General features: G+C 69.8%; 25 protein-coding genes and 2 riboswitches. Of the genes, 9 read left to right on the top strand and 16 right to left on the bottom strand.

Going from position 1 to position 26,739, the window contains the following annotated elements:
• Positions 1 to 54: 54 nt before the first annotated feature.
• From QFZ29_RS14815 to QFZ29_RS14800, 4 genes are all read right to left on the bottom strand, one after another.
• On the bottom strand, positions 55 to 1,722 hold the full coding sequence (locus QFZ29_RS14815) for a bifunctional hydroxymethylpyrimidine kinase/phosphomethylpyrimidine kinase (protein ID WP_306894810.1): 1,668 nt from the start codon (positions 1,720 to 1,722) through the stop codon (positions 55 to 57).
• Complete coding sequence (thiE, locus tag QFZ29_RS14810; protein WP_306894809.1) at positions 1,719 to 2,378, bottom strand: thiamine phosphate synthase; 660 nt, start codon at positions 2,376 to 2,378, stop codon at positions 1,719 to 1,721. The genes QFZ29_RS14815 and thiE overlap by 4 nt, the downstream gene beginning before the upstream one ends.
• A complete protein-coding gene (thiM, locus tag QFZ29_RS14805) occupies positions 2,375 to 3,238 on the bottom strand; it encodes a hydroxyethylthiazole kinase (protein ID WP_306896743.1) in 864 nt (287 codons plus the stop codon). Before thiM ends, thiE begins: the two co-directional genes overlap by 4 nt.
• Positions 3,239 to 3,261: 23 nt before the next feature.
• Positions 3,262 to 3,356, bottom strand: a riboswitch (TPP riboswitch).
• A 30-nt stretch (positions 3,357 to 3,386) separates the two neighbouring features.
• Positions 3,387 to 3,782 (bottom strand): hypothetical protein, encoded by a 396-nt coding sequence (locus QFZ29_RS14800; RefSeq protein WP_306894808.1) that lies wholly within the window; start codon positions 3,780 to 3,782, stop codon positions 3,387 to 3,389.
• Between the two features lie 56 nt (positions 3,783 to 3,838).
• Between QFZ29_RS14800 and QFZ29_RS14795 the strand changes: the two genes are divergently transcribed.
• The 4 genes from QFZ29_RS14795 to gap all read left to right on the top strand — a co-directional run bounded on the left by QFZ29_RS14795 (position 3,839) and on the right by gap (position 7,310).
• Complete coding sequence (locus tag QFZ29_RS14795) at positions 3,839 to 4,180, top strand: gamma-glutamylcyclotransferase family protein (protein ID WP_306894807.1); 342 nt, start codon at positions 3,839 to 3,841, stop codon at positions 4,178 to 4,180.
• Between the two features lie 259 nt (positions 4,181 to 4,439).
• Positions 4,440 to 4,829 carry a ChaB family protein gene (locus tag QFZ29_RS14790; protein WP_306896742.1) on the top strand — a complete coding sequence of 130 codons (390 nt, stop codon included), beginning with the start codon at positions 4,440 to 4,442 and terminating at the stop codon, positions 4,827 to 4,829.
• Between the two features lie 221 nt (positions 4,830 to 5,050).
• Positions 5,051 to 6,007: a GlxA family transcriptional regulator gene (locus tag QFZ29_RS14785; protein WP_306894806.1), complete on the top strand. Its 957-nt coding sequence runs from the start codon at positions 5,051 to 5,053 to the stop codon at positions 6,005 to 6,007.
• Positions 6,008 to 6,308: 301 nt separating this feature from the next.
• Positions 6,309 to 7,310 carry a type I glyceraldehyde-3-phosphate dehydrogenase gene (gene gap, locus QFZ29_RS14780; protein ID WP_306894805.1) on the top strand — a complete coding sequence of 334 codons (1,002 nt, stop codon included), beginning with the start codon at positions 6,309 to 6,311 and terminating at the stop codon, positions 7,308 to 7,310.
• An 84-nt stretch (positions 7,311 to 7,394) separates the two neighbouring features.
• Here the strand turns inward: gap and QFZ29_RS14775 are convergent, their stop codons facing one another.
• The 3 genes from QFZ29_RS14775 to QFZ29_RS14765 all read right to left on the bottom strand — a co-directional run bounded on the left by QFZ29_RS14775 (position 7,395) and on the right by QFZ29_RS14765 (position 11,153).
• Positions 7,395 to 8,726 carry an MFS transporter gene (locus QFZ29_RS14775; protein ID WP_306894804.1) on the bottom strand — a complete coding sequence of 444 codons (1,332 nt, stop codon included), beginning with the start codon at positions 8,724 to 8,726 and terminating at the stop codon, positions 7,395 to 7,397.
• Positions 8,727 to 8,781: 55 nt separating this feature from the next.
• Positions 8,782 to 8,896: riboswitch (TPP riboswitch) on the bottom strand.
• A gap of 86 nt (positions 8,897 to 8,982) precedes the next feature.
• Complete coding sequence (locus QFZ29_RS14770) at positions 8,983 to 9,318, bottom strand: hypothetical protein (protein WP_306894803.1); 336 nt, start codon at positions 9,316 to 9,318, stop codon at positions 8,983 to 8,985.
• Between the two features lie 356 nt (positions 9,319 to 9,674).
• Positions 9,675 to 11,153 carry an alginate lyase family protein gene (locus QFZ29_RS14765; RefSeq protein WP_306894802.1) on the bottom strand — a complete coding sequence of 493 codons (1,479 nt, stop codon included), beginning with the start codon at positions 11,151 to 11,153 and terminating at the stop codon, positions 9,675 to 9,677.
• A 204-nt stretch (positions 11,154 to 11,357) separates the two neighbouring features.
• Between QFZ29_RS14765 and QFZ29_RS14760 the strand changes: the two genes are divergently transcribed.
• Positions 11,358 to 11,915, top strand: a complete 558-nt coding sequence (locus tag QFZ29_RS14760) for a dihydrofolate reductase family protein (protein ID WP_306894801.1) — start codon at positions 11,358 to 11,360, stop codon at positions 11,913 to 11,915.
• Positions 11,916 to 11,947: 32 nt separating this feature from the next.
• Here QFZ29_RS14760 and QFZ29_RS14755 read toward each other — a convergent pair whose 3' ends face one another.
• A complete protein-coding gene (locus tag QFZ29_RS14755; RefSeq protein ID WP_306894800.1) occupies positions 11,948 to 13,060 on the bottom strand; it encodes an epoxide hydrolase family protein in 1,113 nt (370 codons plus the stop codon).
• A gap of 103 nt (positions 13,061 to 13,163) precedes the next feature.
• Here QFZ29_RS14755 and QFZ29_RS14750 point away from each other — a divergent pair, with 103 nt between their 5' ends.
• Entirely contained in the window at positions 13,164 to 14,075 is a 912-nt protein-coding gene (locus QFZ29_RS14750; protein ID WP_306894799.1) for a DMT family transporter, read from the top strand.
• Positions 14,076 to 14,092: 17 nt separating this feature from the next.
• On the opposite strand, the gene QFZ29_RS14745 is transcribed toward QFZ29_RS14750, so the two are convergent.
• The 4 genes from QFZ29_RS14745 to QFZ29_RS14730 form a co-directional block, all read right to left on the bottom strand.
• Positions 14,093 to 15,160 carry an NAD(P)H-dependent flavin oxidoreductase gene (locus QFZ29_RS14745; protein WP_306894798.1) on the bottom strand — a complete coding sequence of 356 codons (1,068 nt, stop codon included), beginning with the start codon at positions 15,158 to 15,160 and terminating at the stop codon, positions 14,093 to 14,095.
• 85 nt (positions 15,161 to 15,245) lie between these two features.
• Positions 15,246 to 16,130, bottom strand: a complete 885-nt coding sequence (locus tag QFZ29_RS14740) for an arginase family protein (protein WP_306894797.1) — start codon at positions 16,128 to 16,130, stop codon at positions 15,246 to 15,248.
• 64 nt (positions 16,131 to 16,194) lie between these two features.
• Positions 16,195 to 17,169 (bottom strand): DUF2510 domain-containing protein, encoded by a 975-nt coding sequence (locus QFZ29_RS14735; protein ID WP_306894796.1) that lies wholly within the window; start codon positions 17,167 to 17,169, stop codon positions 16,195 to 16,197.
• A 190-nt stretch (positions 17,170 to 17,359) separates the two neighbouring features.
• Complete coding sequence (locus QFZ29_RS14730) at positions 17,360 to 18,235, bottom strand: SDR family oxidoreductase (protein ID WP_306894795.1); 876 nt, start codon at positions 18,233 to 18,235, stop codon at positions 17,360 to 17,362.
• A 92-nt stretch (positions 18,236 to 18,327) separates the two neighbouring features.
• Between QFZ29_RS14730 and QFZ29_RS14725 the strand changes: the two genes are divergently transcribed.
• A complete protein-coding gene (locus tag QFZ29_RS14725; RefSeq protein WP_306894794.1) occupies positions 18,328 to 18,711 on the top strand; it encodes a winged helix-turn-helix transcriptional regulator in 384 nt (127 codons plus the stop codon).
• A gap of 19 nt (positions 18,712 to 18,730) precedes the next feature.
• Here QFZ29_RS14725 and QFZ29_RS14720 read toward each other — a convergent pair whose 3' ends face one another.
• The gene (locus QFZ29_RS14720; RefSeq protein ID WP_306894793.1) at positions 18,731 to 20,749 is read right to left on the bottom strand and encodes an elongation factor G; all 2,019 of its coding nucleotides are present in this window, start codon (positions 20,747 to 20,749) and stop codon (positions 18,731 to 18,733) included.
• A 344-nt stretch (positions 20,750 to 21,093) separates the two neighbouring features.
• Between QFZ29_RS14720 and QFZ29_RS14715 the strand changes: the two genes are divergently transcribed.
• Positions 21,094 to 22,332 (top strand): hypothetical protein, encoded by a 1,239-nt coding sequence (locus tag QFZ29_RS14715; protein ID WP_306894792.1) that lies wholly within the window; start codon positions 21,094 to 21,096, stop codon positions 22,330 to 22,332.
• A gap of 46 nt (positions 22,333 to 22,378) precedes the next feature.
• On the opposite strand, the gene QFZ29_RS14710 is transcribed toward QFZ29_RS14715, so the two are convergent.
• Both QFZ29_RS14710 and QFZ29_RS14705 read right to left on the bottom strand, forming a co-directional pair.
• Positions 22,379 to 22,834: a hypothetical protein gene (locus QFZ29_RS14710; protein ID WP_306894791.1), complete on the bottom strand. Its 456-nt coding sequence runs from the start codon at positions 22,832 to 22,834 to the stop codon at positions 22,379 to 22,381.
• A gap of 180 nt (positions 22,835 to 23,014) precedes the next feature.
• Positions 23,015 to 24,328 carry an LVIVD repeat-containing protein gene (locus QFZ29_RS14705; RefSeq protein WP_306894790.1) on the bottom strand — a complete coding sequence of 438 codons (1,314 nt, stop codon included), beginning with the start codon at positions 24,326 to 24,328 and terminating at the stop codon, positions 23,015 to 23,017.
• A gap of 295 nt (positions 24,329 to 24,623) precedes the next feature.
• Here QFZ29_RS14705 and QFZ29_RS14700 point away from each other — a divergent pair, with 295 nt between their 5' ends.
• Positions 24,624 to 25,208, top strand: coding sequence for an alpha-ketoglutarate-dependent dioxygenase AlkB (locus QFZ29_RS14700; RefSeq protein WP_306894789.1), 585 nt, complete (start codon positions 24,624 to 24,626; stop codon positions 25,206 to 25,208).
• 6 nt (positions 25,209 to 25,214) lie between these two features.
• Here the strand turns inward: QFZ29_RS14700 and QFZ29_RS14695 are convergent, their stop codons facing one another.
• Complete coding sequence (locus QFZ29_RS14695; protein WP_306894788.1) at positions 25,215 to 26,624, bottom strand: VOC family protein; 1,410 nt, start codon at positions 26,622 to 26,624, stop codon at positions 25,215 to 25,217.
• Between the last annotated feature and the right edge of the window lie 115 nt (positions 26,625 to 26,739).

Below are 26,739 nucleotides of genomic sequence, written 5' to 3'. Positions count from 1 at the left end.
CGCTGGCTGCGGTGCCCACGCCTGACACCGGTTGAGGTGGTGTCAGGGCGTCACCTAGGAGAACACGGCAGGTTCGTGCGCTGTTCCGCGGATGTCGCTCCGCAGCTGTGGGTTCGCTGTGTGCGCGGTTGCCGTAGTCGTTGCCAGGGTGCCGGCGCCCTGCTCGCCGAGCGGCGAGGCGAAGAACGCGAGCTCGTGCTCGGATGACGCGCGGAACGCCCGCCACATGGCTTCCCGCGTCGGCGCATCGGCCGCGGCGGCGAGCCGCATCACGATGCCGATCGCCTCACGAGTCCCGACGGAGAACCCGGGATCGGCATAGGTCTTGAGCCACGAGGCATACGGATGCTCCGGCGCGAGCGCCTGCGGACCGAACGCGCCGGCCGCGAGCCGCCCGCCGAGATCGACGTAGATCCAGAAGCACGGCAGCAGCGCCGCGGCGAGCACGGGATAATCGCCCCTGGCCGCCGTTGCGAGCAAGTGGTTCAGGTAGCCCGTCGTCGCGGCATCCGGCTCGGCGGCGAACGCCTCGCCCTCGGGGAGCCAGCTCGCGTGCAGTTCGAGCTCGCCGATGATCGCGCCGCGGGCGCTCGCCGCCCAGAACGCCTGCTCCGCGGCATCCGTCGCCGAGCTCGAGGCGACCGCGAGCACTCGAGAGTAATCGCGCAGGTAGAGCGCGTCTTGCGCGAGGTAGCGCAGGAACGGCGAGCGATCGAGCGACCCGTCGGCGAGACCGCGCACGAAGCCGAGCTCGTCGATCGCGTCGCGCACGTCGGCGATGCCGGCCCACCACTCCGCCTCGACCTCATTGGGAGCCGGCGCGGTGCTCAGGCCGCCGCGTTCCCAGAGTCCGGCGAAGTGGCTGATCGGGCCATGCCCCTCGCCCACGTCGAGCGATGCGCCGTGCGTGATCGACTCGCGCAGCCAGCGGCGCGCCTCGATCACGGCGGCCTCCCACGAGCCGAGTTCGGCGCGCAGGGTCGCGATGGCGGAAGAGAGGGAGCAACCGGTGCCGTGCGTGTTCGCCGTCTCGATGCGCTCGCCCGGGAACTCGATGATGCGGGGCGCGGCCGTGCCGGTTGCGCCGCTCCCGCTCCTGACGCTGCTCGGGCCGACTCGGCCGCTCGCGTCGACGAGGGCGTCGGGTGCCGCCGTTCCGCCGAGGTGCCCGCCCTTCGCGAGCACGAGCACGCCGAGCGACGCCGAGAGCCGCTCGGCTTGCGCGAGCGCCTCGGTCCACGTCGCGGCGCGGGGCTCACCCGCGAGCACGGCCTGCTCGTGCAGGTTGGGCGTGATGAGGTGGGCGAGGGGGAGCAGCTCGCGCAGCGCGGCCTCGGCATCGGCGTCGAGCAGCCGGTCGCCGCTCGTCGCGATCATCACGGGGTCGAGCACCACGACCGGCGGCTTCACGCGTCGGAGCCAGTCGCCGACGGTGCGGATGATCTCGGCGTTCGCGAGCATGCCGATCTTCACGGCGTCGATCACGACGTCATCGCTCACGGCGTCGAGCTGCTCGGCGAGGAACGCCGCCGGCGGCACGTGCACGCTCCGCACGCCACGCGTGTTCTGGGCAACGAGCGCCGTGACCGCCGACATGCCGTAGCCGCCGACCGCGGCGATCGACTTGAGGTCGGCCTGGATTCCGGCGCCGCCCGAGGGGTCGGTGCCCGCGATGCTCAGCACCCGCGGCACCCGGCGGCCGGTCGTGCCGCCGCCGCTCATCGCTCGCCCCACGCCGTCGCGAACCGTGCAGCTGCATCACGCGGGTCGGATGCCGCGCAGAGCGCCGACACCACGGCGACCCCCGCCGCGCCGGCCGCGCGAAGCGGCCCGACGTCGTCGATCGTGATGCCGCCGATCGCGACGCACGGAAGCTCCGCGGCCCGGGCGAACCGGGCGAACCCGTCGACACCGAGCGCGGGCGGATGGTCGGGCTTCGTCGCGGTGGGGCGGATCACGCCGACACCCAGGTAATTGACGGAGCCCCGCGGCATCCGCTCGACGGTGCCGAGGTGCGACGAATGGTTCGCCGTGAGCCCGACGATCGCGTCGGCGCCGAGGAGCTCGCGCGCTTCGAGCACGGCGTCGTCGCGCTGGCCGAGGTGCACGCCGTCGACGGGCACGCCGCGCTGGCGGGCGGTGACGACGACGTCGAGCCGGTCGTTGACGAGGAGCGTCCCGCGGCCGTCGATGACCGCGGCGAGCTCCTCGAGCTGGGCGAGGAGCGTCGCGGCATCCGCCGACTTGTCGCGCAACTGCACCACGCGCACGCCGCCGGCGACCGCGTCGGCCACGACGGAGGCGACGCCGCGGGGGCCGCAGAGCGTCGCGTCGGTGACGAGGTAGAGCGAGAGGTCGAGCGCGGTCCGCGTGCTCACGACCGCACCAGCGCCGGCGCATCCGCGACCACGAGGTCGGCACGTGCCACGAGGTCGTCGGCGGTGACGCTCGCGAGGGCGTCGAGGAAGAGCGGCCCGAAGGTGCCGGGACCGGATGCCTGTGCCGCGGCGAGCTCGGCCGCGATCGTGTAGCTCACGGTGGCCGCGACCGTCGCCGCGAACGCGTCGTCGCTCACCGCGAGGAACGCGGCGGTCACCGCGCCGAGCGCGCAGCCGCCGCCCGTGATGCGGGTGAGCAGGGCGTCACCGTTGCCCACGCGCGCGATGCGGGTGCCGTCGGTGATGAGGTCGATCGCCCCCGAGACCGCGACGACCGAGCCGTGCGCCGCCGCGAGTGCTGCCGCGGCATCCGCTGCCGATTCGGTGGAGTCGGATGCATCGACGCCGCGCCCGCCCCCACCGACACCGGTGAGCGCGATGATCTCGCTCGCGTTGCCGCGGATCGCCGTGGGCCGGTGCTCGAGCAGCACATGCGCGAGCGCGGTGCGAACGGGCAAGCCGCCGACCGCGACCGGATCGAGCACCCACGGCGTGCCGGCCTCGCGTGCAGCGGCGACGGCCTCGCGGGCGGCGTCGCGTTGCTCCTCGTGGGGCGTGCCGAGGTTCACGAGGAGGCCCGAGGCGATGCGCGCGAAGACGCCGGCCTCCACGCGGATGTCGACCATCGCAGGCGCCGCCCCGAGGGCGAGCAACGAGTTGGCCGTGAAGTTCGTGACCACGCTGTTCGTGATGCAGTGCACCAGTGGTGTGGTCGCCCGCACGCGGTCGAGCAGGGCGGCGGCCTGCTCGGCCGGATGGGCATGGCTGGCCGGGTCGGCAAGGCCAGCCGGGCGGGTCAGGTGGGCAGGGTCGACAGACAGACGATCGCTCAACGCGACATCCCTTCGCTAGTTCGAACTAGATCAGGTTCGACGGGTGTGATCTCAGCCGTATGGTGCGGCACCCCGTGTCACTGTCGGTCAGCCTAGCGGGTGCTCGGACTCGGCGTCAGGCGGTGACGACGGGCGGGCCGGCCGGCACCTCGACCCAGTGCGCCGGCGCGGGAAGGATGATGCCGCCCGCCGCAAACGCGATCACCGCGAACGCGTAGACCATGATCGCGATCGTGAGGGCACCGAGCACCATGGTGGCCGGCACGGCGAGCGAGACGCGCACCCCGGCGTTGCGGTAGCGCGGCACGGCCATGAACGACACCCACATCGCGATGGCACCGAACCCGGTGATCCAGACGGTGCGCAGCGCGTCGCCCTCGAGCGGTGCCGCCACGGCGAGCACAACCGCGCCGACGCCGAGCAGCAGGCCGGTCCACGCGAAGAAGCGCGCGAAGCCGATGCCGCCGATGTCGTCATCGCCGCTCCACCAGGGCCGCACGGGCTCGCTCATGCTCTCGATCGTACGACCCCCACCCCAACCCCCGCCCCCCGCTCTATGCTGTCGCCGTGGCATCCGTCGACCGGCTCTTCTCCTATGGAACCCTCCGCTTGCCCCACGTGCAGCGCCAAACGTTCGGCGCTGAGCTGCCCACCGCTCCCGATGCGCTCGCCGGGTGGCGGGTGCGAATGGTGCGGATCACGGATGCCGCGGTGCTCGCGTTGAGCGGCGAGGCCGAGCACCCTATCCTCGAGCACACCGGCGACGCGGCCCACCGTGTCGAGGGCGCCGTGATCGAGCTGACGCCCGCGCAGCTCGCCGCCGCCGACGAGTACGAGGTCGACGACTACCACCGCGTCGAGGTGACCCTCGAGTCGGGGCTGGTGGCGTGGGTGTACGTGGGGCGCTGAGCTTCGTCGGCTCTACCAGGCATCACCGCACCGGTGCCGCCGCCGTTCGAGCGGGTGTGATGGACGCGTGACTCCGCCACTGATGCGTTTTCAGCATCAGTGGCGGAGTCACGGTCGGGGAGCGGCTGGTCGGGAATGTCCACGAGCACGGGTGTGCTACGGACGGATGCCCCTGATGTCCACCCCGTTCCTGGCGCTTGATGATCGACGTAGCGTGAGCGTCGGAGGCCCCACCGTCTTCAACGAGCAGGGAGGCAGCATGCCAGCCGAAGAGGAGATGCCGTCGACGCTGGCGCGTTCCCCGAAGCACGCGCAGGAGATCTGGACGAAGACCTACGACGCGGCCGTCGAGACCTACGGCGACGGCGAACTCGCGCGCCGCACGGCGTTCGCGGCGCTGAAGCACCAGTTCGAGAAGGTCGGCGACCACTGGGAGCAGAAGGAGCACCCCGGCCCGAGCGACAAGGGCGCCACCGATCGCAGCGGCGACACGGCGGGCGGGGTCGACACCACCGCGTCGAAGGCGCACTTGTACGACATCGCGAAGCGGCTCGACGTGCCGGGCAGGTCGACGATGTCGAAGGACGAGCTGATCGAGGCCATCCAGCGCGAGAACGATCGGCAGACGGCGGCGCGCCGACGCGGTTGAGACGGCGCGTTCCAACTGTCAGGCGATCGAGCTCTCGGTCTCGAGCGACCAGCGTGATATCGCTCCGCGGAATCGGTCAACTTGTCGACAAATCGACCGATTCTGCGGAGAGGCACTCCTCCAGGGATGGCCGTATTCTTGCGCAGAGTGGCATTCGTGCCACTGGCACGAGCAAGCACAGCTTGGCACCATGCCTCTGTGTGTCGACGAAGGAGGCCAAGATGACGCGCCAACCGCACCGGGTCGTGGTGCTCGTGCTCGAGGGGGCGAAGCCGCTCGATGTCGGCATTCCCGCGCAGGTCTTCACCAAGCGCGCGAGCATGCCGTACGAGGTGCGCGTGTGCGGCGTCGCGCCCGGGCTCGTCACGGGAGGTGATGGGCTCTCGTACTACGTCGCCGAGGGGCTCGAGGCGCTCGCGGCCGCCGATACGATCTTCGTGCCCGGCTACCGCAACCCCGCGATCGTCGAGACGCCGCCCGCCGTCGTCGAAGCACTGCGCGCCGCCCACGCTCGCGGCGCCCGGCTCGCCGCGATCTCGACGGGGGCGTTCGCGCTCGCCGCGACCGGACTGCTCGACGGCAAGCGGGCGACGACACACTGGCACTACACCGAGGCGCTCGCGCGGATGCATCCGTCGATCCACGTCGACGAGAACGTGCTCTTCGTCGACGAGGGCGACGTGCTCACCTCGGCCGGTGCGGCGTCGGGCGTCGACCTGTGCCTGCATCTCGTCCGTCGCGATCACGGGGTCGCGCTCTCGAACACCGTCGCCCGGCGGCTCGTCGCCGCGCCGTACCGCAGCGGCGGGCAGGCGCAATACGTGCCGCGCAGCGTGCCCGAGCCGCTCGGCGACCTGTTCGCCGCGACCCGCGAGTGGGCGATCGGCCGGCTCGACGAGCCGCTGACCGTCGCGTCGCTCGCACGGCACGCGCGGGTGTCGCCGCGCACGTTCTCGCGGCGCTTCGTCGAAGACACGGGCTACACGCCCATGCAGTGGGTGCTGCGGGCCAGGGTGGATGTCGCGCGCGAACTGCTCGAGCGCAGCGACCTCGGCGTCGAGCAGATCGCCGACCGCGTGGGGCTCGGCACGGGCTCGAACCTGCGACTGCACTTCCAGCGCATCCTCGGCACGTCGCCGAGCGAGTACCGGCGCACGTTCGTGAGGCCGGCGGCCTGAGCGGATGCCGCGGATGCCGCGGGCAGGCGGGCGCCCGGGACGTCCGCTGTGACGCCTCATCCGTGCCGTTCCCACCGAAGCGCAGGGGATTCCGCGTCATACCCTGCGCATATGCGCCTATGAGGCCGAATCCCCTGCAGTTCTGCAACAAGCACATGCCCCTACCGCCCGGCTGCGGCATCCGCCGGTCTGAGGCATCCGCTCGGCCCGGCTGGCGCGAAGCTTGCGCGAACTGTCCGCCGCCCCACTGCCGCCGACGCCGGCGCCGAGTGAGTCTGGAGGCAACGAAAGGAACCACCGAATGACCACCCGCATCGCCATCAACGGATTCGGACGCATCGGACGCAACGTGCTGCGCGCCCTGCTCGAGCGCGACACCGGCCTCGAGGTCGTCGCGATCAACGACCTCACCGAACCCGCCGCGCTCGCGCACCTGCTGAAGTACGACAGCTCGCTCGGCCGCCTCGGCCGCCCGGTCGAGGTCGACGGCGACACGCTCGTGGTCGACGGCCGCCGCATCCGCGTGCTCGCCGAACGTGAGCCGTCGCAGTTGCCGTGGGCCGAGCTCGAGGTCGAGCTCGTGCTCGAGTCCACGGGCCGATTCACTTCAGCGGATGCCGCGCGCGGCCACCTCACCGCCGGCGCGAAGCGCGTGCTCGTGAGCGCGCCGTCGAGCGACGCCGACGTGACCATCGCCTACGGCGTCAACACCGACGCGTACGACCCTGCCGCGCACACGATCATCTCGAACGCCTCGTGCACGACCAATGCGCTCGCTCCGCTCGCCGCGGTGCTCGACGGCCTCGCCGGCATCGAGCACGGCTTCATGACGACCGTGCACGCCTACACGCAGGAGCAGAACCTGCAGGACGGCCCGCACCGCGACCTGCGTCGCGCCCGCGCGGCGGCCGTGAACATCACGCCGACGACGACCGGCGCCGCGAAGGCGATCGGGCTCGTGCTGCCGGGGCTCGACGGCAAGCTCTCGGGCGACTCGATCCGCGTGCCCGTGCCCGTCGGCTCGATCGTCGAGCTCAACACGACCGTCTCGCGTGAGGTGACGCTCGACGAAGTGCTCGCGGCGTATCGCGCGGCCGCATCCGGGCCGCTCGCCGGCATTCTCGACTACGCCGACGACCCGCTCGTGTCGAGCGACATCACGGGAGAGCCCGCGTCGGCGATCTTCGATGCAGCGCTCACGCGCGTGCACGGCAAGCACGTCAAGGTCGTCGCGTGGTACGACAACGAGTGGGGCTTCTCGAACCGGGTCGTCGACACGCTCGGCCTGCTCGCGGCGAGCTGAGCGGGCTGCCTGGGATCGCGACACCCGGCGTGCGCTGCGCCGCCACGTCGGGTGTCGCGATGCGTCAGACGATCGCCTCAGCGATCACTCGCGCACGGGTCGCGCGATCGCCGCACCCACGACGCCGAGCGCCGCGCTGATGATCATCATCACGGCGATCGGCCACCAATGCCCGGCCGATGCGAGCAGCGCCGTCGCGAGGATCGGTGCAAGCCCGCCGCCGACGATCGAGCTCGCTTCACGCCCGATCGAGATGCCCGAGTACCGCACCCTGGCGTCGAACATCGACGCGAAGTAGCTCGGTTGCACGCCGTCGGCGGCGGAGTTGACGATGCCGACGGCAAGCACGACCACGCCGATGATGAGCGCGGCGATGCCGGTGTCGAGCACCACGAACAGCGGCACCGCGAGCAGGCCGAGTGCGACGAGGCTGACCGTGACGAGTCGGCCCGCGCCGACGCGGTCGCCGAGCGCACCCCAGAACGGGCAGAGCACCGCGGCCACGGTCGCACCCACGAGCAGCGCCGTGAGCGTGACCCAGCGCGGCATGCCGAGCATCGTCGACGCGTAGCTGAGGCAGAACACGGCGATCACGTAGAAGCTCGTATTCTGTCCGAGGCGCACGAGGAAGATCGCGAGGATGTTCCGCGGATGCCGCAGCGCTTCGGTGAGCGGCTGCCTGGCGCGTTCTCCGCTGCGCACGACCTCGATGAACTCGGGCGACTCCTCCACGCGGTGCCTCAGGTACGCGCCGATGCCCACGAGGATGAGGCTCAGCAGGAACGGCACGCGCCACCCCCACGCGAGCAGGCTCTGTTCGTCGAGCACGCCGACAAGCACGATGAACGCGAGGTTGCCGAGGATGAGCCCCACGTACACCGCGCTCGAGATGAACCCGCCACTGAACCCACGCCGTTCCTTCGCGTGCTGGAGCGCGAGCAGTACTGCGCCGCTCCACTCGCCGCCGGTCGCCACGCCCTGCACGAACCGCAGCGCCACGAGCAGCATCGGTGCGAGCGCACCCACTTGCTCGTGGGTCGGCAGCAGGCCGATGAGCGCGCTCGCGACGCCCATCACGAGGAGGGTCGCAGTGAGCGTGCGGCGCCGCCCGTACCGGTCGCCGAAGTAACCCGACAGCACGCCGCCGAGAGGCCGGGCGACGAACCCGGTCGCGTAGACCGCGAACGACAGCAGCACGCCGGTCAGCGGATCCTCGCCGGGGAAGAACAGCGCCGGGAACACGAGCGCGGCGGCCGTGCCGTAGAGGAAGAAGTCGTACCACTCGAGCACCGTGCCGAAGGTCGCGGCCGTGACGGCCCGGCGCACGCGCGGGTCGCGGCCGGCGGTGGTCGGAGTCGGCGTGGGCGCCGATGACGGTGGCGGCGGTGGTGCGGTCGGTTGCGTCGCGATGCTCATGCGCGCACCTCGTTCCGCGCCGTATCCGGCTGGTGGGCAGGGTCGATGGACAGACGATCGCGCATTGCGACATCCCTTCGCTAGTTCGAACTAGATCAGGTTCGACGGGTGTGATCTCAGCCGCGGATGCCTCGTGCGAGGCGGGGTGTGCGGCACCCCGTGTCACTCGGGTCCAGCCTAGCTATCGGGCGCGGAACATCGCGGGCGCAGCGACGCACCGTGACGCGGCGTGGTCGACTCGCTCGGCTCGCTCGGCTCAGCTCGGCGGCCGCACCTCGGGCCCGACACCGTCGGGAGCGATCGTGTCGTCATCCGAGTCGCTGCGGTGCGCGATCGCATCGGGATCGTCGTCGTCCTCGATCGTGACCGACTGCTCGTCGACGCCGAGCGATTCCGGCACGAGCGCCGCGGCGCCGAAGTCGGTGCCGATGCTCCCGACTCCCGGGAAACCACCGGCCCGGTCGATGCCGGCGTCGCCTCGGGTGTCAGTGGGGATGGTCCCGTGATCGCGGGGGCCTTTCGGCGCTTTCCCGGTGCCCGTCGGCTCCTCGTCGGTGGCGTCATCCATGGTTCCGTCGTCCATGTCGGTCATGGTCGGTCCTTTCGTCCGCATTCTCACCCTCGCATCCGGCGGGACAGGGCGCGCGGGGTTGACACCGCTACGGCATCCGATGGCCGTTTGCGTGCGGTGACCCGGCATGGGTTGAGCTCCCCATCGCCGGTGCGAAGCCGCGAAGGTAGCGTCGTCGTGTTCGGCCAGGGAATCAAGGGAAATCCCATGGGGGCCTGACGGATGCTGGGACCGCTCGGTCATCGAGCGGTTGGAAAACCCGTGTGTGGTGAGCTGAACCGCTGATGGGCCGGCCAAGCGACCGGCCCATCACCAGCTTCGAAACCGACGCCATCCGCGCCGAAGAAACGCCGGCCGCGCGGCATCCGGAACCGAACTCAGCCTCGCGTTCGGCCCCAGCTCAGCATGCGCGACATCCAGTCCGAGCGGCCCAGTCGAAGCGGCTTCTTCCGGCCGGTCGATGCGGCGGCAGGGGCCGGCGCCGCAGTCGGGGTCGGCCTTGCCGTCGCCGCGGGCGCCGGAACGCTCGGGGGAGCCGTCGTCGGTTCGGGAGCCGCAGCCGCTTCGGGTGCCGGAGCCGGAGCAGGCTCCGGCGTTGGCATCGGCGCGCCAGCCGGGAGCGAGAACGCCAGCGTTCCGAATCCGAGCTGGTCGAAGCCGCCGCTGTTGGGTCCGTAGTCGCCGCCGCCGCCCTCGGGGCGTACTTGGGCGGCGATCTCGGCGACGTGGGGCGCGCTGAGCCCTCGCCGTATCACGTAGTGGTTGTAGATGAGTTCCCACACGGGCCGCACGTGACCGCGGCCGGCCTCGGAGATGACGGTCTGCGTCTGCCATCCGACGTGGGACGCGGTCGTCGACGGACCCGACTGCCACGTGTACGGGGTGAACGGCACGTCGTGGCCGAGGTTGTACTTCGCGACGTACTCGGCGGCCATCAGGAACCGGCTGTCGTCGTAGCCGTAGAGGTCGATGCCCTGGTTCCACGCCATCTCGCAGAATGTGCTCATCTGCCCCATGCCCATCATGGTGTGGCCCTGGTCGCGACCGCTCTCCTGCCACTGGGCGAGGCCGTCGGGGTGCAGGAACGGCACGGCGTTGCCGATCGATCCGTTTCCGCCGCCGGACTTGAAGTAGGTGACGGCCTGATCGATGAGGTCTTGGCGATCGCAGAGGATGCCGATGGCGAGCACTGCATTCATGTTGCAGAGATCCCAGTTCGCCCAGTAGTTCGAGATGCGCGCGCCGTTGTGCACGGTGAGGAAGTGGTTGTTCATGGGATAGAACACCCTGAGCAGCATGTTCTGGGCAGCGGCGACGTCGAATCCGGCATAGCCGCGCAGGAGATCTGCCGCCACGGCGAACTGGTATCCGTAGATGCCGACGGCGAGGAACCGATCAGCGTTGCCGTTGACGGCGGTAAGCGTGCGCGACCACGCGTTGAGGATGTTGCTCGCCGTCGCCGCGAAGGTGTCGTCGCCCGAGACGTGCCAGCGCAGCGCATTCTGGTAGGCGGCGTGGATGTCGTTGTAGAACGGCGCGTAATTCTGGCCGTCGCCTCCGCGCACCACGGTCCCGACGGGGCGCGGCGTCCAGCTCGCGCTCGAGTGCCGGTTGTTGACGAGGCGTTCCCAGCCCGCCGTCCACGGTTGCGCCCCGGCAGCGACCTGAGTGCGCATGCGGTTCAGGTCGGCTGCGGTGTGGAGCATCCGTGGGCCGGATGCCTCGGCTGCATGAGCAGACTCGGCCGTGCCGCCCCACAGCGGACCGAGACCGGCGCTGGCGATCGCGACCGCCGAAAGCGTGAGGACCGACCGCCGGCTCACCGCAACGGACTTGAACGTTGTGTCGATTTTCACGTGTCTCCCGGTTGTTGTCCCCCGGTGGAGCGGATGAGCGGTTCTCGTCGAAAACCGTTTTGGCCATGTTAGGGGCCGCCTGCGACCGTTGCAAACGCATAGAAACCTCACCTTCCGCACATGTATCCACCCCGATGTCGATCTCCCCGATCCTCATTCGACGCCAGAATTGAGAGCGGAACTACCGCCTCGGGAAGGAACATCATGCGCACCCTCATCGTCACCGAGTTCATCACCCTCGACGGAGTCATCGACTCGCCCGGCGGCGGATCCCACCCGCGAGCCGGCTGGACCTTCAAGGACGTGCCGTTCGTCGAGGAGGCGTACGAGATCAAGGGTCGCGAGCAGCTCGAGGCCGGCGCGATGCTCATGGGCCGCGTCAGCTACGAGGAGTTCGCTCCGGTCTGGCCGACGATGGAGGAGGAGTTCGCCGAGTACAACGCGATGCCGAAGTACGTCGTCTCGAGCACGCTGACGGATCCCGAGTGGAACAACACGCAGGTGCTGCGCTCGCTCGACGACGTCGCGAAGCTCAAGCAGAGCGAGGGCGGCAACATCATCGTGCACGGCAGCGCCACGCTCGCGCAGGGCCTGGCCGCCGCCGGCCTGGTCGACCGCTACCACCTGCTCGTGTTCCCGATCCTGCTCGGCGACGGCAAGCGCCTCTTCGGCGGCGGCGACCCCTACACCCGCCTCGACCTCGTGGAGCACGAGGCGTACTCGAACGGCGTCACCAAGGCCGTGTTCAACGTCGTGCGGTGAGCCGGCGGCGCGTCGGCTGGCGCCGACCGCCGTCAGCTCAGCGAGTTCACGAACTCCCGAACCCGCGCGGCCATCTTGTCGGGCACCTCGCCGACCGTGAAGTGACCGCCCTCTTCGAGCCGGTCGAACACGCGCAAGTCGAGATAGTGCCGCCGTGCGAGTGACTCGGGGTAGGTCGCTTCGTGGCGCTGGATGAAGACCGCCGCGGGCACCGAGGTGGGCGGGATCGGGTCGGGCTGGTCGGCACCCTCGTAGTACGGGCGGAACGAGGATGCGATCGACTGCGTGACCCAGTAGATCATCGCCTCGGTGAGGATCCGGTCGCGCGAGATGCGCCGCTCGATCGCGCGCGGGTCGCCCGGTGGGGTGTCGCTCCACTCGACGAGCTTCTCGGCGAGCCAGGCGAGGAGCCCCGCCGGCGAATCGTTGAGCGCGGCAGCGAGAGTGTCGGGTCGGGTCGCCTGCACGTGCCCGTAGGCGCCGTCGACCTCATGCTTGGCCGCGATGCCGTCGAAGAAGGCGCGTTCGTCGGGCTCGGTGAGGCCCGCGCGTTCCTCGCTCGTGGGGAAGTGCGCGTGCGTGGCGATGATGCCGGCGATCTGCTCGGGGTGACGCGCCGCGATGAGGTCGCTGACGTTGGCCGTGACATCCTCGCCGTACGTGAAATAGCGCTCATGGCCGAGCACCTCGGTCATGAGCGCGTGCATCGTCGCGGCGAGGCGCTTCTCGGACATCTCGCCCTCGGCGTACGGCGAGGAGAACGCGAATCCCGGCAGGCTCGCGACGACCACGTGGAAGTCGGGCAGCCGATCGGCGAACTCGAGCTGCAGCGCGAACGTGTGCGGCCAGCCGTGCATCACGAGCAACGCCGGAGCATCCGCTCGCTCCGACCTCACGTGTACGAAATGCACCGCGGCGTCGCCGATCTCGGCGATGAACTGCGGATGCCCGTTGAGCCATGCCTCGCGAGCTCGCCAGTCCCAAGCGATCCAGGAGTCGACGAGCTCGCGCAGGTATGCGGCGCTCATGCCCGACGCGGGCCGCCGTGGTGAGTCGCCGAGCAGCCGGCTCTTCGCGAGGCGTGCTCGCAGATCATCGATGACCTCGTCGGAGACGTGGAGTTCGAACGGCTGCAGCGTGGTCATTGGCCGACGTTATCGCCAGCCTCCGACAGTCGTTGGCGGGATATCGCGTCAGCTCGGCAGCCGAGCGTCGATGCCTGCGAGAGCGAGCGGCCAGAATGGGCAGGTGACTCGTCGTGGCCTGATCCTGTTCGCCGCGCTCGGGATCGCCTGGGGCGTCCCCTACCTGTTCATCAAGGTGGCGGTGACCGAGCTGGACCCCGCGATGGTGGTTCTGGCGCGGTCGGGTCTCGCGGCGATCCTGCTGCTGCCGCTCGCGTTCTTCCGGCGCGAGGTGTGGCCGGTGGTGCGGCGGTGGAAGCCGATGCTGGCCTACACGATCGTGGAGATCGTGCTCCCGTGGTACTTCCTGAGCTCGGCCGAGCAGCGCCTGCCGAGCTCCACCGCGGGCCTGTTGCTGGCCACCGTCCCGCTCGCGGGCGTCGCCATCGCCTTCGCGATGGGGCGGCCCGCGCAGCTCTCCCGGATGAACTGGGCAGGAATCGGGCTCGGCATGCTGGGCGTCGCCGCGCTCGTCGGTTTCGACATCGGAGGATCCGATCTGATCGCCGTGGCGGAGATGGCGGTCGTCGTGGTGGGCTATGCGCTGGGTCCGGCGATCCTCGCCCGTTGGATGTCCGACCTTCCCGGCGTCGGCGTCGTCGCCGTTTCGCTTGCCGGCACCGCGATCGTCTACGTGCCGTTCGTGCTGCTGACCGATGGCTGGCCGAGCGTGTGGCCGTCAGAAGCGGCCATCGTGTCGATCGTCGTCCTCGCCGTCGTCTGCAGTGCGCTCGCGTTCCTGCTCATGCTCGCGCTGGTCACCGAGATCGGTCCCGTGAAAGCGACGACCATCACCTACGTCAATCCCGCCGTCGCGATCGTCGCCGGTGTCCTCGTGCTCGGCGAGCGAGTCACCGTCTGGACGGTCGTCGGATTCGTCCTCGTGCTGCTCGGCTCCTACCTCGTGACGCGCCGTCGGCGGGAGACGATCGCGGCGGAGGAACTCGAAGTGGCGTCCGCCGAGCAGCTCCGGTAGCTAGCTGTCGCCGAGTCTCAGTCGGGAATTCCGGCCGCGAGCTCCTCGAACACGTCACCAACGTCGTCGTGCACCGCGAGGGGTGCCGACTGTCCCATCCACAGCGATTGCAGGTCGGCGCGACCCTGGCGGATCGCCTCCACGCGGAACTTCCCGGTCATCCAATTCTGCACCGGGAACGGGGCGATCACGCCGCCCTGTTCGATCTCGCGTACGACGCGGTTGGCCGCGCCGCGGGCCAGCCGTCCGCTCATCGCGCGCGTGAGCACCGTGTCGTGTGCAGCCGTGGCGGCGATCGCCGCCCGGTGCGCGTCGTTCGCGGCCGACTGCCGCGTGCGCAGGAATGCCGTGCCGACCTGCACGCCGCTCGCACCCAGCGCGAAGGCCGCCGCGACTCCGCGCCGATCGGCGATGCCGCCCGCGGCGATGACCGGCACGTCGACCGCATCGACGACCTGGGGGATGAGCGAGATGCTCCCGACGAGCGCCCGCTCGGGTTGGCGGAGGAATGACACCCGATGCCCGCCCGCCTCGAGTCCCGTTGCGACGATCGCGTCGACGCCGCTCTCCTCCAACGCCACGGCCTCGTCGACCGAGGTCGCGGTCCCAACCAAGCGGATGCCGTGCGCCCGCGCGCTCTCGACGACGCCCTCGGCCGGCACGCCGAACACGAAGCTTGCCACCGCCGGCCGCGCCTCGAGCACGGCCTCCCACTGCTCGTCGAACGACGGCAGGTACTGGGCGGGCGGCTCGGTGGGCACCGGCACGCCGACCTCATCGAAGAAGGGTCGGAGCGCCTCGACGGCATCGTCGTAGTCGGAGCGTGGCAGCGGGGCATCCGCCTCGGGGTCGGTCAGCGGCAGCCAGATGTTGAGGTTGAACGGTCGGCTCGTGGACGCGCGGATCGCCGACGCCGCCTCGGCGATGCGGTCGGCGTCGTACCCGTAGAGTCCGAACGAGCCGAGCCCGCCGAGCTCGCTCACGGTCGCACTGAGCTCGACCGACGAGAGCCCACCGAACGGGCCGAGCACGATCGGCTGGTCGATGCCCAGCATCGACGTGAGGTGATTCATGCGGTCCGTCATCTTGTCGCTCCTCGTGCCCGGGGTTGCCGTATCCGTGCCTTCGTCCAACGTATGGCCGGCCGCAGCGAATCCGCTGAACAGCTGGCTAGACGTCGCGGAGGCTCCGACCAAGACAGTCGACAAGTGCACGGGCGATCGAGCCGTCGCCGTCGAGCCGTGGATTGAAGATCGTGACATCGAGGCCGACGGCGTGCCGGCTGTCGATGGCGACCCTCAGCACGTGCTCGAGCTCATCCCAGGTCAGTCCGCCCGGCGCACGGTAGTCGACGGCCGGCATCACGGCATCGTCGAGCACATCGCAGTCGAGATGGATCCAGAAGCCGTCGAGCTCCGGGCGCACCAATCGTCCCAGCGCATCGTGCGCGGCATCTTCGATCCCCCGCCGTCGAACCTCCTGGAGGTCGATCATCCGGATGCTCGTGTCCTCGATTCGCTGGCTTCCGGATGCCGCCGCAGTGTCGACGTCGCGGCGCGCGAACTGCATGACGTCGTCGTCGCGAACCAACGGGCGTTGACCGTCGAAGTTTGCGACGACATCCGGACCTCGGCCCGTCGCCAGGGCGAGATCCATCGAAGCGGCCTCACCGTTGGGATCGGCTTCCGGTTGGTAGAAGTCGGCGTGGCCGTCGAGGTGCAGCAATCCGTAGCGCCCGCGGCGACGGAGCGCCAGCAGGGGGCCCAGCATGATGGTGCAGTCACCGCCGAGCACGACCGGAACCTCGCCGCCGTCGAGCACCTCGCCGGTCGCGTCAGCGAGGGCGCGAGAGTAGTCACGGAGCGCGGTCGGGTTCAGCATCTTCGTCGCCGGATCTCGTTGCGGATCGTAGGGCGGCGGAATCACCTGCCCCGCGCGACGCGCACCGAGGGCCTCGGCGAGACCGGCATCGAGCAGCGCCTCGGGGAGGCGTTCAACGCCCCGGGGGAAGAGCCCGAGCACCGACGGGGCTTCGAGGATCGCGTATCCGCCCACGACTCCCATTGTGTCGCTGCGACCGGCGCCCGCGAAAGAAGCCTCGGACGTCAGCGATCCGCGGTCACTGCAGGTTGGTGAAGATCGCGTCGTCGTACTCGAAGCTCGGCGCGATCTCCATCGTGAGCGAGTTCGGGCTGGCGACCGACCATGCGGACCGCCACGTGACGGACTCACCCGGAAGGATCACCGTCGTCGGCGGGATACCGATGTCCTGGCCCTCAGCGGTGATGTCGAAGATCTGACTCGCTTCCTGTCCGCCCGACGACAAGCGTGGGGCGGGGAACGGCTCGAGGTTCTCGCTCGAGTTATTGACGATCGTCATGGTGAAGACGATGTTGTTCGCAAGGTCGGCGCCGGCCGCGTACTCGCTCGGGGTGTAGGCCTCCGGAGCCGAGACCGTGAGTTCGACGCCGTTGTCCCAGACCATGGCCTGTCCGAACGCGAGGTTGCCGACCGGCTCGGGTTCGACTTCCTCGACCGGCTCGTCGGCGACGGGGAGGTCTTCAAGGTCGTCAGCAGCTTCGGATGCCTCAGCGATGAGTCCGTCGATGTCACCGAAGGCTTCATCGAATGACGTCGCGACGACGGTGAAGAACACGACGAAGCCCACAATCGTGCCGAGGATCGAGACGATGAGGCCGGTGATCGCCGGCCACTTCCTGCCCTTGAGGAACAGCGCCACGATCGACAGCACGAAGGCGATCGGCAGCAGGATCCAGCCGACGATCAGCGCGCCGGGGATGCAGGCGAAGATGAACCCCAGCGCCGCGACGGCGAGCGCGATGATCCCGAGAACGTGCGGTTTGGCGGCGGGCGCGGCCGTGGGTGCCGCCGGCGGGGGCTCAGCCGTCGCCACCGTGCTGCCCGTCGCCGTGGCCGCCGCGGCGTACGGCGACTCGCCCGGTGCGTCGGCAGTCGGCTCTGTCGCAGCCGCGCTGGGAGCCCTGTGCTCGGTCCACGCGCTGCCGTCCCAGTATCGGAGGGTGCCGGAACCGTCGTCGTACCAGCCTGCCGGGGTCGTGCGCGGGTCAGTCATGCTTCGATAGTGGCACTTCCCATGCTCAGCCACGTGGGGAGGATCGCCCCAGATCGGGGTACACGCCATGACCGGCGAACGCTCGGTTCCTGCCAAGCACTCTGCGACCCGAACCAGAACGGGGCGGCCGGCCGTCACGTTGTCCCGTGACGGCCGACCACCCCGAGTCGCCGAGTGGCGGTCTCCGCGCCTATGCTGCGGCCGCGGGCACGCTCACCACAGCGCGCAGCCCCTCGACCAGCGGCGTCGTCGGACGCCCGATGAGCCGCGACAGCGTCCCATCCGACTCGGCGAGCACGCCGTTGCGAATGCCGGCGTCGATCGCGGCGACGAACCCGGCCGTGCCGGCATCGAGCCCGAAGCCCTCGAGCGCGGCCACGTGCTCCTCGGTCGAGAGCGACACGTACGTCACCTCGCGACCGACGACCTCCGACGCGGCGGCGGCGAGCTCTGAGTAGTTCCACACGACATCGCCGGCGAGCTCGTACACCTGGCCGATGTGGCCGTCTTCGAGCAGCACCACGGCGGCGGCTTCCGCGAAGTCGACACGGGAGGCGCTCGCCACGCGACCTTCGCCTGCCGACGACGCGATGACGCCGGTCTCGGCGGCGCGTGCGACATCCGCTGCGTAGTTCTCGGTGTACCAGTTGTTGCGCACGATCACGGCGGGAATGCCAGAGGCGGCGATGGCCTCCTCGGTGGCCTTGTGCTCGGGGGCCACCGCGAAGTCGGCGGTGGTCGCGCGCGTGGCGCTCGTGTACACGAGCTTCGTGACGCCGGCGGCCTTGGCGGCGTCGATCACGTTCTGGTGCTGCGCGGCGCGGCTGCCGAAGTCGGTGCCCGAGACGAGCAGCACGGTGTCGACGCCTTCGAGCGCGGGGGCGATGGTCTCGGGGCGCGCGTAGTCGAGTTCGACGGTGCGGATGCCGCGTGCCGCGAGCTCCGCGAGCTTCGACGTGTCGCGCGCGCTCGCCACGATGGTGGCGGGGTCGGCGCCGCGGGTGAGCAGCGACTCGACGACGAGGCTGCCGAGGTGACCTGAAGTGGCGGTGACGAGAATGGTCATGGTGTTCCTTTCGATTGGGACACAGGCTGCAACCGGATGCCGCGCGCTAACCTTCCCTAGAGAAGGTACCCACTTTTTGGTAAGGTACCCACATGACGGTAAGTCTTGCTGAGATCCGGCGCACCTCGGGCGAAGTCTTCACCGAGGGATGCCCCACCCGCGTCGTGCTCGACCACATCATGAGCAAGTGGGGCGTGCTCGTGCTGCTCGCGCTCACCGACGGCACCCTGCGCTGGGGCGAGTTGCGCCGCGAAGTCGAGGGCATCAGCGAGAAGATGCTCGCCTCCACGCTGCGCCAGCTCGAAGCCGACGGGTTCGTGGAGCGCACTTCGTACCCCGAGGTGCCACCGCGCGTCGAGTACGATCTGACCGACCGCGGGCGGGAGCTGATGGAACGGATGCTGCCGCTGGTCGAGTGGGTCGCGGCGAACGCCGGCGACGTCCTCAAGGCCAACCGCATTGCGGGCCGCGGGTAGAGCAACAGCTGGTCGCGCGTCACACCCCGTTGACCGTCTGCGCGATGCGGCGCAGGTACTGTTCGCGGTCGAGGGGGTTCTCGCCGAGACGCGCACGTTCGGGGGGCCTGCCGTGCACAGGCTGGTCGCCGCCGGGCTCCGATCGCAGCGCTCCCTCTCCGCGCGTCAGCCCAGGCAGCACCGCTCGAAGTCGGTCGAGCCGCCGCAGCGGAACGCGACCCGAGATCACGGCGGCGAACCGGTGCTCGTCAGTCGTGGTCGGAACCGCTTCGAACCGGGTGATCGCCGAGAGCACGGAGCCGACGACGTCGATCGGCACTTCGAGCTCGAAGCGGTGCATCGGTTCGCAGACCACCGTGCCGGCCCTGGCCAGGGCGTCCATCACGACGAGCGGGGTGAGGGCGCGGAAGTCCGCCCCCGTGCTCGACATCGCCTTCGAGAAGCGCTGGTGCGCGTGGCTCTGCCGTGGTGAATACCCCGAGTGCGTCATCGTGACGATGCAGTCGGGTACCTCCCAGCCGTAGAGTCCCTGCTCGAGGGTCGTTCGAACGGCCTGTTCGGTCGCGGCGAAGAAGGCGGGCGGCATCGCGCCCGGTTCGATGCCGAGGTGGAACGCCACACCGCTGCCTGGCGGGGCAGGTTCGAGGCGCAGGCCGACGGTCGCGAGGAAGGGGTTTCCCCCGGTCTTGTTGAACTCCACGGCTTCGCCGGCGCCGGCGAGCCGCTCGATGCACACCACGGTCGACTCGCGGAAGCCGACCTCGAGCCCATGTCGCTCGGCGAGCATCGCCTGGATCACCTCCTTCTGCACCTCGCCCGTGAGCATGACGGTGATCTCACCGCGCGCATCATCCTGCCGCAGGTCGATGAACGGGTCTTGTTCTGCGAGGTCGGAGAGTGCAGAGAAGACCGCGCCCGCGTGCTCCGGCGCGAACTCGACGACCGATTGCAGCATCGGCCGCGCGAGCCCCGCAGCGTCGGCGGCGTTCGAGCCGGTCCCGATCGTCGCGCCGATCTTCGCATTGTCGAGCCCGCGAACGAGCGCGATGCGACCGGCAACCGCGGCATCCGTTTCGACCACGGTGCCGCCATCGAATGAGCGGATGCCGGTGATCTTCACGCCCTCACGGCCGGCGACCATGACCCGGTCGCGCACCCGCAGGGTGCCGGCGCGCACGTGCACGAACACCTGGCGGTCGCCTCGATCGTCGCGTTCGATCTTGAAGACGCTTGCCGAGAGCTCGGCATCGGCGTCGTGCTCGACGGCGGGCAGCAGCTCGCCCAGGTGGGCGAGCAGCTCGGGCACTCCGGCGCCCGTCCGGGCGGATCCGGCGAGGATGCCGTGCACGCGTCCACGCCTCGAGAGCTCGCCGAAACGTTGCCGCACCCGGGCGGGAGTCGGTGGTGCTCCGTTCGCCCACGCATCGAGCACACGATCGTCGCACTCGGCGACCACCTCGAGCATGCCCTCGACGGATGCCGCGTCGTTGCGCGCAGCCGCGGTGGCCGAGGCGCCCGGGGTGCCGGCATCCGCCACGCTCGTCAACAGCGCAACGCGCTCGCTGAGCCGTCGCCGGATGTCGGAGACGACGCGTTCGGGATGCGCACCGCCGCGATCGATCTTGTTCACGAAGAGGATCACGGGCAGGCCGAGCCGCTGCAGGGTGCGCATGAGCACGACGGTCTGCGCCTGCACGCCCTCGACTGCTGACACGACGAGCACCGCGCCGTCGAGCACCGCGAGCGCACGCTCGACCTCGGCGATGAAGTCGGAGTGGCCCGGAGTGTCGATCAGGTTGACGGTGAAGGCGGGCGCGCCGACGTGATCGTCGTCATCGCCGGGCACGTCGAATGACACCACCGACGAGCGGATCGTGATGCCGCGGCGCCGTTCGAGGTCGAGCGAGTCGGTGACGGTCGTGCCGTCATCGACGCTGCCGGGGTGGTCGAGCACGCCGACCTCGGCGAGGATGCGCTCAGTGAGTGAGGTCTTGCCGGCATCGACGTGCGCGACGATGCCGAGATTGAGGATACGCACGAGTGGTCAGGTCCGTTCGGTCGCGGAAGAGCAGGAACGAAGGCATGACCTGAGCTCGCATCGCCTTCTCCTCTCTCCTCGACGTCTCGTGACGGACGGATGTCGCTCGTGCAGCGACGGGGAACGATGTTACCCGCGCCCGGGGTGAGTTGGGAAGGCCGCCGGCGGGCTGAGGGGCCCTGAGCGGCGAAGTTCAGCCATGCCGACGCGCGCTGCTGCGTCGATCGGGCCGACGCCCTACCATCGGACGTGCGCGGGTGCCCGCCCGCCGCATCCGAACCCGCCCCGACGACCGCCCAACCCGATCCGCCGACACGACGGACCGGCTTCCCCCTGGAGTCCGGTTGACCGCTCCCACTGACGACGAGCTTGTGTCCGGCTCCGGCGCGCCGTTGGCGGAGCTCGAGCGTGACGACGACCGGGCCGGCGCGCACGCGCGGCGTCTCGAGATTCCGGCGATCGACCCGCCGACGCATCCGCTCGCCGAACGGCCCCGGTACTTCTTGAGCTCGCTGGAGCCGAGCGGCGACTACGACGCGGTCATCGTGACCGTCTCCGACGGCGAGCGGCGGCGGTACTTCACGACTCGCGACGGCGCGCAGCTCGTCGAGGTGAATGAGGAATCGTTCGAGCGCCGCCGTGAGAGCGGCGTGCGCTCACTGCTCGAGCTCGACGAGCGGGAGCTCGGCGAGCTGGAGGTCGAGCTGAAGTTCGTGCGTCCGGTCCGCGGGCGCGATCCGATCGCGGAGGCGGCAGAGGCAGAAGCAGAGGAAGAGAAAGAGGCCGAGGCCGAGGGCGAGGCAGATGCGGATGCGGATGTTGCAGCCGACGACGCGGCTGACGACGCGAGCGAGACGGCGGATGCTGCGGCCGACTCAGCGGAAACTGAGGATGCCGAGGCCGAGCCGGTGCCGGCGGTATCCCACTCGGCCGAGACTCCGGCCGATCCGACGAACGAGGACGATGACGCGGAGGTGGACCCGGTGACCGAGGAGTTCGAGGAGATGATGATGATGGAGTCGACGACGATGATGTCCGAGAGCATGGAGGGCGGCGGCATCCGGAGGAGCGGGCACGTGCCGGTGGCCGAACCTGAACCGGCGCTCCTCCCGATACCGTCCGCGGAATCGATGTCGGCGACCGACGCGATCGCGCAGGTGTCGCTCGCGAAGGGCATCTCGTTCATCGCGCACCGCGGTCGGCTCGACAAGAGCGGTGCGCCGTACATCGACCATCCGGGACGCATCTCCGAGCGCTTCGACCCGGTCACCGAGCCGATCGAAGCCGCGGCCGCGTGGCTGCACGACGTGCTGGAGGATACCGCCGTCACGGCGCAAGAACTGCTCGAGGCCGGCCTGATGCCCGAGATCGTCGAGGTCGTGCTGGTGCTCACGCGCACCCCCGAGGTCTCGCTCGACGACTACTACGCACGCATCCGCCGCGACCGGATCGCGCGCCGCGTGAAGCTCGCCGACATCGACGACAACACGGCGCGCTGGCGCCTGCGCCGCCTCGAGTACGAGACCCAGCTGCGCCTGGTGGAGAAGTACCGCTACGCGCGTCAGGCGCTCGGCGCCGACTGACGCGGCGTTCCACACTCAGCGCTGGGCGGGCTGGCCGCCGTCTCGGTCAGCCTCCAGCCGACTGCTTGTCGACCGCTCGCCTGAGTCGGTCGTCATCGAGGCCGAGGAGCTCGAACGTCTCGCGAATCTTGGCCGCGGCCTCAGGACGCTTCTCCTCCAGGCAGTCGACCAGCCGCAGGCCTTCGTTACTCACCTCGCCAAGGGATCCCAACAGCGAGGTGGCCGTCGAGAGTGGCACGATGATCTTCCTCACCGATTCAAGCGATCCCGTCGCTTCGCCGGCGGACTCCACGACGTAGCGCAGCGAACCGCCGAGCGCCGCCCTCTCCTGCGCGCAGATGGTGGTATCCACTTCCGTGCCCTCGAACACGTCGGGCTCGATGCCGACACTTCCCAGATACGTGTCGATCTCACCGTCCGACGCGATGATCCGCATGATTTCCGGGTAATCATCGTCTGTGATCTCGATCGTCGGTTCGAGACCTGTTTGTGCATCAGCCATCTCGATCTCCCCCTCGGCGACGCAACCCTGCACCGCTATCGGTGCGGAATTTACTCCGCACGCCCCCGTGCGGCAACGCCTTGAAACTCGGCCTCGACTCGCGGATTCCAGCAGCCCACCGACGCACAGGTCCCCGGCGGAAACGCTCCGCCGAGGACCTGTGAACGTGAACCTGCGGGGTTACTCCTGGGTCTGCGGGTTCAGGTGGGTCTGCTTCTTGCCGTCGCCCCGGGCCTCCGGGATGAAGTAGCTGTCGAAGCCGCGGTACAGACCGTTGCTGTACACGTACCCGTTGTAGGGATAGGCGGCCCACAGACCGGCCTCGCCGACGACCTGCTGAGCGGGGTCGTAGAAGGCGACCTCCTGGGGCTGGGTCCGGTCGCTGAAGTCGACGACCGTCACGCCGCCGTTGTACCAGGACGAGACCAGCTTGTTGCCGCCCTTCAGCGGGTAGAAGAGGTGGGCCGAGCAGTACTCGCCATCCTGGCTGCGCGGGATCTGGAAACTGCTGACCTTCGCACCGGTCTTGGCGTCGTGGAACCACAGCTGGCCCGAGCCGCTGCCGTCGTCACACGTCTGGTTGATCGATTCGTCGCCGAAGACCACGGTGTCTGCCTTGTTGCTGAACATGGCGGAGTGGTAGAACTCGACCTGCGGCTCGTCGACCTCCCACAACGGGTTGAGGGTGTCGGGGTTCTCCGGGTCGGAGATGTCCCACAGCTGGCCGACGCTGGAGCACGCGGCGCCAGCGAGGTTGTGCTTCGGGTAGACCTGGATGTCGTGGCATCCCTGCATGGGGTTGAATGCGGGGGCCGGCAGCAGATCCCAGGTCGGCACGTCGATCGGCACGGTCTTGAGCAGGTCGGTGCCGGCCAGGTCGCCGAGCGGGAGCTCCACGATCGAGATGACCTTGTGGAGCGGGTCCTTGCCAGCGGGGTTGCCGGGGCCACAGCTCGGGCCGCCGCGCAGCGGGTACGACGAGACGTACAGCAGCACTCGGTCGCCGTCGGGGATACCAGTGTGGGTGTGTGAGCCACAGTCCGTGTAGACGTTGGCCTCGGCCTCCAACCGGGTGAAGCCGTCCGCGTCAGTCGGCTCGGCCAGGACCTTCGCGAGGCTGAAGACGCGCACGCCCTCCCAGCCGACCGCGAATGGGGCCGGTACGGCCGTCGAGCTGCACGTGGAGTCGGTCCGGACCGAGTCGACCGACAGCACGATCGCGTCGCCCCACACCGAGATGTCGTTCTGCGCGCCGGGGCACCAGACGTCCTTCACGAGCGTCGGATGCGCCGGGTCACTGATGTCGAAGATCCGGAAGCCGTTGTAGTTGCCGGCGAACGCGTAGTCGCCCTTGAAGGCGAGATCGGACTGGGTGGCCTCGCTGGAACGCGGGGCGTTGAAGAGGTGGCTGGCGCCGGGACTGAAGCTGTCGGGGGCGGGGTTCGAGATCGGGTGCTCATGCGTGCCGCCCTCGTCCTCTGGTGGATGTGCCATGGCCGGGCTGGCGATCGCCAAACCGAACATGAGGGCGGTGGCTCCGGCTACTGAGATCAATCGAAGGGCTTTCATTGTGTTCCTCCGCATCGTGGCTGGCCGTCGGTCGCGTCCGTGCGGCACCGACAGACTCCGTGTGGCGCGATGTGGTGCGCCCCACACAAAGCGTGCTCATCCTCTCGGCGGCGGATGTCTCGCGTCAATGGTTGTTGGCAGGGGCGGCCGGTGATTCGTGCGCCCTGACCCCGGCGCAAGCCGGTGCGCGACCCCGCGGGAGCGGTCGATACTGGTGGGCATGGCGATGCGCGGAGTCGTCGAGCGGCCGTCAGGCCTCTCGTATCGCGACCACCTGATCTCGGTCGACGAGGAGGCCGCGCTGCTCGAGCGCTTCGCGCGGCTCGAGGTGACCCCGCTGGTCATGCACGGCGTCCCCTCACGCCGGCTCACGCACGCCTTCGGTGTCGGCTACGACTTCGACACCCGCGGCACGACCGAGGTCGACCCGATGCCCGACTACCTCCTCGACCTCCGCTCGCGGGCGGCGGACTTCAGCGGCGTCGCCACGGAGAGCTTCGAGGAGGCGCTGGTCAGCCGCTACCCACCGGGCGCCACGATCGGCTGGCACAAGGACGTGCTCGCGTTCGGTGGCGTCGTGGTCGGAGTGTCACTCGGCTCCGCCTGCGTCATCCGCTTCCAACGCACCGCCGCGGGCGGCGAGCGCCGCGTCTTCGAGCAGCCGCTCGCGCCTCGGTCGGCCTACGTGCTCACCGGCGCGGCGCGCTGGACGTGGCAGCACTCGATCCCGCCCGTAACCGAGGAGCGGTGGTCGATCACGTTCCGGCAGCTGGCCGAGCGGAAGGGCAGCTCGCCAACGCCTTGAGGACGGTCATCCCGCGCCATCGCGGTCGGGCCAGATCGCCACGTCGACCTTGTTGCCTGCTGGGTCGGCGAGCGTCCACCACCCGTGCCCCTCCGGGTCATCCGCGATCCGCCCGCCGGCCGCGAGCGCTGCCTCGACGCGCGCCCGGCCGACGGCACGGGGCAGCGACACATCGATGTGGAACGCGTGCCGCAGCGGCTTCTCCGCCGCGAGCTGCTGGAACCACAGGCTCGGTCCGCGGCCTCGGAGGTCGACCAGATCCTCGGGGCCGTGTTCGGCGTAGCCGAACAGTTCGCGCCAGAACGGGCGCACGTCGTCATCGGGCTTCGACGCGATCGCCACCTGGATCGTCTGCACGTGCGCCGGGTCGGATGCGGCGCCGAACTCGCGCGAGGTCGCTGAGATGCGCCGCGCGAGGTCGAGGTCGGCGTCGACGAGCTCGGTGAAGTCGCGGGCGAGCCGAATGGCCACGCCGTCGGCGTGGACGTCGAGGTGCAGCCGATCCGCCCCGTCGAGCTCGGCGAGCACGCCGGCGAGTTCGGCGCTGCGCGCGAGCGACCCGGTGCGGAACCAGGCGGTCGGCCCCAAGAAGACGACGGGCCAGTCGTCGAGATCGGATGCTTCGCGAAACGCGGTGAACATGGCCTCGCCGCGCTCGAGCTCGGCGGGGCCGGCGGCGACGAGGGGAGCGCCCCTCGGCTCCGCCGGCGCCTCGGGCGCAGGCCGGCCGACCGCAATGTCGCCGCCGAACCGCGCCGCCTCCGCTTGGGGCACCGGCAGGTCTGGCCAGGTGACGAGGTCGACCTTGTTGCCCGCGGCATCCGCGCAGGTCCAGTACCTCCAGGAGAGATCGCGGGCGACGCGCCCGCCGGCGGCGACCGCCGCGTCGAGTCGCCGAACCGCGGTCTCGCGAGGCACGGCCAGGTCGAGGTGCATCGCGTGCTGCAACGGCTTCGCCGGGTCGAGCTGCTGGAACCACACCGTCGGCCCACGACCTCGCGGGTCGACGAGATCGTCGCCCGCGTTGTCGGCGTACCCGAGCACCGCCCGCCAGAACGGCAGCACCTCCTCGACCGGCAGCTGCGTCGCGATGACGATCTGCAGGTCTTGCGTGCGGTCGGGGCGAGGAGCGAGCCTGTGGTCGCGGGCGGCGGCCGAGATCGCACGGGCTCGATCGGCCGCGCCGTCGTCGAGGCCAGAGAGGTCGGCGTGCAGGCGCACCGTGACTCCGCTCGGTCGAACGTCGATAAGCGGCGGATGCTCCGCGAGCTCGTCGAGCGCCGCGATGGCGGTGGCGAACGTCGCCCCGGCGCGCACCGACTCGGCGGCGAAGTGCGCGATCGGTCCGCAATACATCACCCGCCAGTCGTCGACGCCGGCTGCGGCATGGAATGCGAGCCGATGCTCCTCGGGCATGGGATCCCCTTTCCCCGACGACGAGGAACATAGCGGAACGGCACCACGATCCGGAAGAGGTCGATTCTCGGTTTCGTCGCACACGCTGCGCCGGTCGCGGCATCCGCTTCGGTCT

The organism is Agromyces albus, from assembly GCF_030815405.1.
GTDB lineage: Bacteria > Actinomycetota > Actinomycetes > Actinomycetales > Microbacteriaceae > Agromyces > Agromyces albus_A.
The sequence above is the reverse complement of the archived record's forward strand: the minus strand, read 5'-3'. Positions and strand labels throughout refer to the sequence as shown.

Bases quoted from the DNA above. Each gene is read 5' to 3' on its own strand.
- QFZ29_RS14760 (WP_306894801.1), top strand. From the start codon at position 11,358: ATGCGCACCCTCATCGTCACCGAGTTCATCACCCTCGACGGAGTCATC.
- QFZ29_RS14710 (WP_306894791.1), bottom strand. From the start codon at position 22,834: ATGGCTGATGCACAAACAGGTCTCGAACCGACGATCGAGATCACAGAC.
- QFZ29_RS14705 (WP_306894790.1), bottom strand. From the start codon at position 24,328: ATGGCACATCCACCAGAGGACGAGGGCGGCACGCATGAGCACCCGATC.
- QFZ29_RS14725 (WP_306894794.1), top strand. From the start codon at position 18,328: ATGACGGTAAGTCTTGCTGAGATCCGGCGCACCTCGGGCGAAGTCTTC.
- QFZ29_RS14745 (WP_306894798.1), bottom strand. From the start codon at position 15,160: ATGACGGACCGCATGAATCACCTCACGTCGATGCTGGGCATCGACCAG.
- QFZ29_RS14800 (WP_306894808.1), bottom strand. From the start codon at position 3,782: ATGAGCGAGCCCGTGCGGCCCTGGTGGAGCGGCGATGACGACATCGGC.
- QFZ29_RS14770 (WP_306894803.1), bottom strand. From the start codon at position 9,318: ATGACCGACATGGACGACGGAACCATGGATGACGCCACCGACGAGGAG.
- QFZ29_RS14730 (WP_306894795.1), bottom strand. From the start codon at position 18,235: ATGACCATTCTCGTCACCGCCACTTCAGGTCACCTCGGCAGCCTCGTC.
- gap (WP_306894805.1), top strand. From the start codon at position 6,309: ATGACCACCCGCATCGCCATCAACGGATTCGGACGCATCGGACGCAAC.
- QFZ29_RS14815 (WP_306894810.1), bottom strand. From the start codon at position 1,722: ATGAGCGGCGGCGGCACGACCGGCCGCCGGGTGCCGCGGGTGCTGAGC.
- QFZ29_RS14700 (WP_306894789.1), top strand. From the start codon at position 24,624: ATGGCGATGCGCGGAGTCGTCGAGCGGCCGTCAGGCCTCTCGTATCGC.
- QFZ29_RS14775 (WP_306894804.1), bottom strand. From the start codon at position 8,726: ATGAGCATCGCGACGCAACCGACCGCACCACCGCCGCCACCGTCATCG.
- QFZ29_RS14695 (WP_306894788.1), bottom strand. From the start codon at position 26,624: ATGCCCGAGGAGCATCGGCTCGCATTCCATGCCGCAGCCGGCGTCGAC.
- QFZ29_RS14785 (WP_306894806.1), top strand. From the start codon at position 5,051: ATGACGCGCCAACCGCACCGGGTCGTGGTGCTCGTGCTCGAGGGGGCG.
- QFZ29_RS14755 (WP_306894800.1), bottom strand. From the start codon at position 13,060: ATGACCACGCTGCAGCCGTTCGAACTCCACGTCTCCGACGAGGTCATC.
- QFZ29_RS14735 (WP_306894796.1), bottom strand. From the start codon at position 17,169: ATGACTGACCCGCGCACGACCCCGGCAGGCTGGTACGACGACGGTTCC.
- QFZ29_RS14790 (WP_306896742.1), top strand. From the start codon at position 4,440: ATGCCAGCCGAAGAGGAGATGCCGTCGACGCTGGCGCGTTCCCCGAAG.